Here is a 293-nt window from a genome sequence, read left to right on the forward strand (position 1 = left end):
AAGCTCAAGGATTTGCATGGCGCGTGGATGCGCTGCTTTGATAAGAAACTCGCCGCCAAGGCACCCGTATTCAAGAAAAAAAGCGACAACCGCGACGCTATCCGGTTCGTCAACTTCGACAAGTATTGCCGCCTTGAAAAGGGTCGAGTGAAGCTGCCTGCCGGGCTGGCGTGGGTCAAGTTCCGTCAGTCCCAGCCAGTTGAAGGGAAAATTAAAAACGCGACCGTCAGCCAAGCAGCCGGGCACTGGTATATCTCCTTTCAGGTCGAGCAGGAGACGCTTGAGCCAATTCA

1 pseudogene is annotated in these 293 nt (G+C 54.3%); it reads left to right on the top strand.

The annotated features are described in order from the left end of the window. Positions 1-293, top strand: a pseudogene (locus tag J9889_RS23245) (hypothetical protein); the annotation flags it as partial.

It is taken from the genome of Aeromonas sp. PrichA-15, assembly GCF_017939245.1.
In the GTDB taxonomy this organism is placed as follows: domain Bacteria; phylum Pseudomonadota; class Gammaproteobacteria; order Enterobacterales; family Aeromonadaceae; genus Aeromonas; species Aeromonas caviae.